Origin of the sequence: Vibrio sp. CCUG 15886, from assembly GCF_028570825.1 — a bacterium.
GTDB lineage: Bacteria > Pseudomonadota > Gammaproteobacteria > Enterobacterales > Vibrionaceae > Vibrio > Vibrio vulnificus_B.
Genome location: NZ_JAQQBT010000033.1, coordinates 1 through 5,251, shown reverse-complemented (window position 1 = coordinate 5,251; position 5,251 = coordinate 1). Strand labels below are relative to the sequence as shown.

At 39.7% G+C, this 5,251-nt stretch carries 5 protein-coding genes; all 5 read left to right on the top strand.

All coding sequences use genetic code 11. The annotated features are described in order from the left end of the window. Window positions 1–1,135: 1,135 nt before the first annotated feature. A complete protein-coding gene (locus PQQ36_RS22195; protein ID WP_273662692.1) occupies window positions 1,136–2,101 on the top strand; it encodes a hypothetical protein in 966 nt (321 codons plus the stop codon). Continuing rightward, on the top strand, window positions 2,085–2,633 hold the full coding sequence (locus PQQ36_RS22190; protein WP_109883276.1) for a hypothetical protein: 549 nt from the start codon (window positions 2,085–2,087) through the stop codon (window positions 2,631–2,633). Before PQQ36_RS22195 ends, PQQ36_RS22190 begins: the two co-directional genes overlap by 17 nt. Before the next feature lie 233 nt (window positions 2,634–2,866). Further along, a complete protein-coding gene (locus tag PQQ36_RS22185) occupies window positions 2,867–3,085 on the top strand; it encodes a DUF6500 family protein (RefSeq protein WP_021453865.1) in 219 nt (72 codons plus the stop codon). Between the two features lie 185 nt (window positions 3,086–3,270). After that, the gene (locus PQQ36_RS22175) at window positions 3,271–4,008 is read left to right on the top strand and encodes a hypothetical protein (protein ID WP_140284199.1); all 738 of its coding nucleotides are present in this window, start codon (window positions 3,271–3,273) and stop codon (window positions 4,006–4,008) included. A 150-nt stretch (window positions 4,009–4,158) separates the two neighbouring features. After that, complete coding sequence (locus tag PQQ36_RS22170; protein WP_172561365.1) at window positions 4,159–4,575, top strand: lysozyme inhibitor LprI family protein; 417 nt, start codon at window positions 4,159–4,161, stop codon at window positions 4,573–4,575. Window positions 4,576–5,251 lie beyond the last annotated feature (676 nt).

Below are 5,251 nucleotides of genomic sequence, written 5' to 3'. Positions count from 1 at the left end.
GCGGCGAGTTTTGGTGGTGAAAGTGGTCTGCGGAAAGTTGGTTTATACGGCATTCACCCCTTAACGCAGCGTTATGCGCTATTCAAATCTTTATTAACTTGGTCGAAAATACTCAAAGTATTCATGATTGTGCTCAGACCAAAAGTTACCATGTTCTTTTTATAAATTGGGGTACGATGCATGAGTATAGATCAACAAGAACGATGGGCTAAAAATAGGGAGAAAGGATCTGCTAGATACGTCGCTAGTAACACTATCTCGTTCCTACTGATCGTTTCCTTAGTTCGTGCAGTGTTTTACTTCGCTACTCAAGACAATGCTTCGATTGAAGGCTTTATCTCCGAGCAGTCCATGACCATAGTTTTTATAGCAATAGTTCTACCATTTGTATTTTGGTTTACTTGGTTGTACCAAGAGTCAAAATATAAAAAGGATTAGTAAAGCTGCGCGCATAACAAAGCGTTTAAGAGGGATTTGGCACGCGTGGCATTTTCAGTTTGCGTTGAGTTCGGTGGTTACGGCGCTGTGCGGTAGCTTTTGTATTGCGTGCCTGCACCCCTTAACGCGGCGTTATGCTTAATCACGTAAAATCAGTGGTTTATGGTTTTTCTTTGTTCCCTCAGCTTTTTGGCTTTGAGCTCGTCGGCAAGTTGGTTTCAGTGGGCGCTGTTTTCTGGACACTTATTCTTTGGCGCTGGAAGTTCAGAAAATTGCCTCAATCAATTTTCATGTAAGCGCGAGGTTAGGGTGGCTGGCTCAATCAGCAATTTGATCTTAGGTTTTTGAGTTTTAGCGGCCAAATTTCAAAGTCCGATTTTTAAAACTATGAGTCATTTCGGTTTTCTACGTTTTGTCTTTTGTTTGTAAATCAAAGTCGAGTTAATCTTGGTTCTAGCAAAACGTAACCCATTGAAGATTAAGCATAACAAGGCGTTCAAGAGGGATTCATGCCGCGTGGCACTTTTGGTATGCAGTGAGTTTTGGCGGTGAAAGTGGTCTGCGGAAAGCTTGTTTAAGCGGCATTCACCCCTTAACGCAGCGTTATATTCTAGTCACACTATGAGCATATATGTGTACCAATAATGAGAGTGTGTGCATATAATGCGGGCATTGATGTTATTTGGAACTTTTTGCCATGGTTAAGACTTACGAGCATGAAATGCATTCTCTTGCTCCTTATTCGTTTCGCTGTTACAACAAAGATCTTGAGGGTAAAAGAGAGCAAAGGTACTCAACCTTGGATCGCATTGGGCAGTACGACTTGTTTGAGATCCTAAAGGTATTTATTCGGAATAACTCAGGTTCATACCAAATCAAAGATGATACTCGTCAAGTTTACCAATTTAGTGATTTTACCATTAACGAGAATACCCGAGAAATCTACGGCTGGTTCAACGTAGGTTACTATGGTATTAAAACAGATATCATTGATATTGAAACTGGTAAGGTTGATTTCGAGAAAGCTCAAAATAATGCTGAGATAATCAAGCATTACGTGCATTTTTACATCCCCGTGGGTGTAAATGAGGCGATGGCTTTTTTGCACTCTTACAGAGGCAATGGCATAAAAACTCTTTTCTACGTTCTTTTATCTACCTACTTCAAAAACATAACCAATCTAACTCTTCAAATGAATCCTCTTGCGTATGATAAGGCGATTCATGCGTGGTTAGATGCACCTGCGAAAGAGGTTAAGTTAACGAAATTTGTTGGTTTAAAAGATGCAGCAGACCAAATACGAAAACTAGGGCACAATGAACAAGAGTTAATTATTAAACCTCCTCGCAAAGGTACCTTAGGAAAACTTAGAGATTACATGACACGAGGTAACGATAGGTTACAAGCAGTGGAAGTGCTTTCTGAGTTTGGTTCTCAAGTAAAGACAGTGGTAGAGCTAAACGGCAAAAAGAGAACATTTTGTGTCGGCAATCGCTCTACCAACACAGTTTGTGAAATTGAAATAGATGAGACAGTGGTTCTTGATAATGGCGTTCCTCTACTTGAGTCTATGACTTGGTGGGTTAGACAAATCTCAAGAGAATACGCTCAAACAATGTACCCCGGTATGAATTTAGAGGTTCCATATGAGCTCGAAAATTAATGTTTGCAACATAATTTTTGGTCACTTGAACACATTAAAAGATGCATCATCAAGTAAGGTTAGTCTTGTTGATGTATTCACTTTCTTTATTGTGCCACTCTTGTTTGGAATTTTGGTTTTTTTATCAGGCTTTAAGCTTAACGATAGTCTGATATCACTATTGGTTAACTTTGGTGCGATATTTACGGCACTGCTCTTAAGTGTTTTAGTTTTGGTTTATGACCAAAGTTCAAAGTTGTCTGAGAGAAATGAAAGAAACAAAGTTCCTTTCTACACGGTTAAGAAGTCATTACTGGACCAGCTTTATTATAATATTTGTTACTCTATTGTATTGGCATTGGCACTTATATTTATGTGCTTTCTAGAGTCAATCACTAGAGGGAAATTATTAGATTTAGCATGTATTGGTGTGCCCAAGCTAGATATTAACATGTACGTTTTTACGCCGGTCGTAGTTTTTATATCAGTCCACCTGATATTGACAATAGTTATGATTGTAAAGCGTATGCATGTATTACTCACCACTGAATAACGAATATAACAAGGCATTTAAGAGTGATTCCCAACGCTTGGCATTTTTCATTCCATCGTTGGGTTTTGTGTTTAAGGCGTATTGGTTTAGTTTCGTGGTAGCGTTGCTCACACCTTAATGCGGCGTTATGGCTTCCTCAAAAATGACACTGTTTGGATAAACAGTATTTGTTGTTTGTGCTCTATTCGTTGTGTAAAGTATTGTTTTTACTTCAATCTAAGTGGGCATAATGAATGCGTGAATCCTTACGTCGTAAAGTGTTAGATGTTTGTGCTAAGAAAATCGCACAAAAGGGCGAGAATGTTGGAGTTTCATTCTATGCATTTTTCGCTAATAAAAACGACGATCCAGAGTTGTTAATGGAGGCAGCTACTTGGTGGATTCAAACTCACCAGCTAGATCACTTCGAAAAAGCCTATAAAATCATAGAAATGATTGAATCAGGCAAGTAAAGAACGCGTTAAGTCCAAGCCATAACAAGGCGTTCAAGTGGGATTCATGCCGCGTGGCATTTTTGGTATGCGGCGAGTTTTGGTGGTGAAAGTGGTCTGCGGGAAGTTGGTTTGTGCGGCATTCACCCCTTAACGCAGCGTTAGCATGCTACGCACTCAAAAATTTATAGGCTTTGATTAATACCATGATAAAAAATCAGAATTGTGTTTATTGCGGTATCGCCGTTAAGAAGTCCGTAAATTCGGATGCCGGACGTTCTGTTGAGCATTTGATACCACAAATTGCTGTTAGCAAAAAAAGAACAAATGCTAAAGGTGACTTTCACGTATGCAGAAAATGCAACACTGAAAAAAGCAAAATTGATGAGTTGTTCGGGTTGATATCTAGGATAAATACACCCGGTGAAGGTGGTATGGAAGCCATATCAAAACTTGCGAAAATGTACGGTAAACGAAATAAGGCTATCACACGGATGATTGATAGCGCCCGTAACCATCCCGACGGTATGGAACTTAAACTACCTTTCAAAGGTGAGGACATATACAAATATGGTGTTTTCCTTACTAAAGGGGAATATTTTAAAAAGCATTTGTCGCTACTCGATCTAAATGAAAAAGTTGTATTGGTTACATGGGGAAGCCCTAGTTTGGTCAAGGAGTTGCTTTCAAGATACCAATCCACTCACGGAAGCAATCCCTATGATGATCTTGCTAAGAATAGTAGTGTGGAAAACATATATGAAGAATGCTTTATTGTCGCAAACTCTGAAGGGGATGGTTTCTCATTCTTCTTTAATCGAGAGTACTTACTCCTGACTAAGATTGTTGATAGAAATGAAGAGACAGTTCGAGAGAAGCGCATCAATAAGCTTGATTTAATCGCGGGCTTTGCTCAGGGGAAAGCAAGTAAGTACTGTACGTAATAATCATGCTAACAAGCAATTTAAGAGGGATTCACAACGCTTGGCACTTTTGCTTCTACTTCAAATTTAGTGTTTATGGCACTATGCGTTAGGTTGGGTGGAGGCGTTGTTCACCCCTTAATTGGGCGTTATGTGCTTTCGGAGAAAACGATGAATAAGTGTCTAATCATCATATTAGCTAGTCTATCATTTGGTGCTCTTGCTGAAGAAGAGTCCATTGACTGTAATAATGCGATGACCACAATCGAGATAAACCAATGTGCCGCGATTGAGCTAGAGTCAGCACAAGTTAAATTAGACAAATATCTAAACACTAGCTTTGAGCACAACTCTCATGACTCAGAACTGATCGCAGCAATTAAACTTGCTCAACAGGATTGGCAAGCATATATGTCCTCTCACTGTGATTCGGTTTATACGCAATGGCGTGATGGAACTATTCGTGGAATTATGGCGATATCGTGCAAAACTAAGTTAACTAAGCAAAGAACGCACGAGTTATGGGAAAACTTTTTAACTTATATGGACAGTACACTCCCAGTTTTACCGGAGCCAAGTGTAGAGTAGGTTTCAAGCACGCACATAACAAACTGTTCAAGAGGGATTCGCAACGCGTGGCATTTTTACTATGCGTTGTTTTTAGTGATTAAGGTGGTATGCGGCGGCTTCTGTATTGCGTTGCTCACCCCTTAACAGGGCGTTAGTTTGCAAGAGGAAAAACGCAGCTATATCGCAAGATCTAGTGGTAAAAGCTCAAAGTTGAAATTGTCGTATCGGCGTTCAATTTCAGTGTTAACTAACATGGTGAAAGTCCAAAATTGGCATCGTTTCAACGGTTGATTTGTTCTTTGGTGCGGTGACTTTGAGGTTAACTGAGTCGCAGTTTTTTGCTGAAACTCTGCTCGTTGAGTTTGTTGGTACAAAAGCCGATTTACTCGCTGAAATGGCGTTTTCTCTGGTGTGGTAAGTTCATGTGGTTTCAGTTGCTTTGTTGAAAGTCCGCATTGTGAGATTTGTTTTCCAAAAGCGATTTTTGGTGTTGTAAGCTCGTTTTCTGCGGCGTTGTTTGTTCCAAGTGGTTTCATTGACTAGCCGTTTTTAGACTACGCCTGACTTAAATGCACCAAAGCACATAAAGTTTGTTGTTTGCAAAGTTTAAAATAACTTAAAATCAACGCTTTGGGTTTGCAAACTAACAAACTGCTCAAGAGGGATTCGCAACGCGTGGCATTTTTACTATGCG

Excerpts from the sequence above, each read along its gene's own strand:
- PQQ36_RS22195 (WP_273662692.1), top strand. The coding sequence starts at position 1,136 with ATGGTTAAGACTTACGAGCATGAAATGCATTCTCTTGCTCCTTATTCG.
- PQQ36_RS22190 (WP_109883276.1), top strand. The coding sequence starts at position 2,085 with ATGAGCTCGAAAATTAATGTTTGCAACATAATTTTTGGTCACTTGAAC.
- PQQ36_RS22185 (WP_021453865.1), top strand. The coding sequence starts at position 2,867 with ATGCGTGAATCCTTACGTCGTAAAGTGTTAGATGTTTGTGCTAAGAAA.
- PQQ36_RS22175 (WP_140284199.1), top strand. The coding sequence starts at position 3,271 with ATGATAAAAAATCAGAATTGTGTTTATTGCGGTATCGCCGTTAAGAAG.
- PQQ36_RS22170 (WP_172561365.1), top strand. The coding sequence starts at position 4,159 with ATGAATAAGTGTCTAATCATCATATTAGCTAGTCTATCATTTGGTGCT.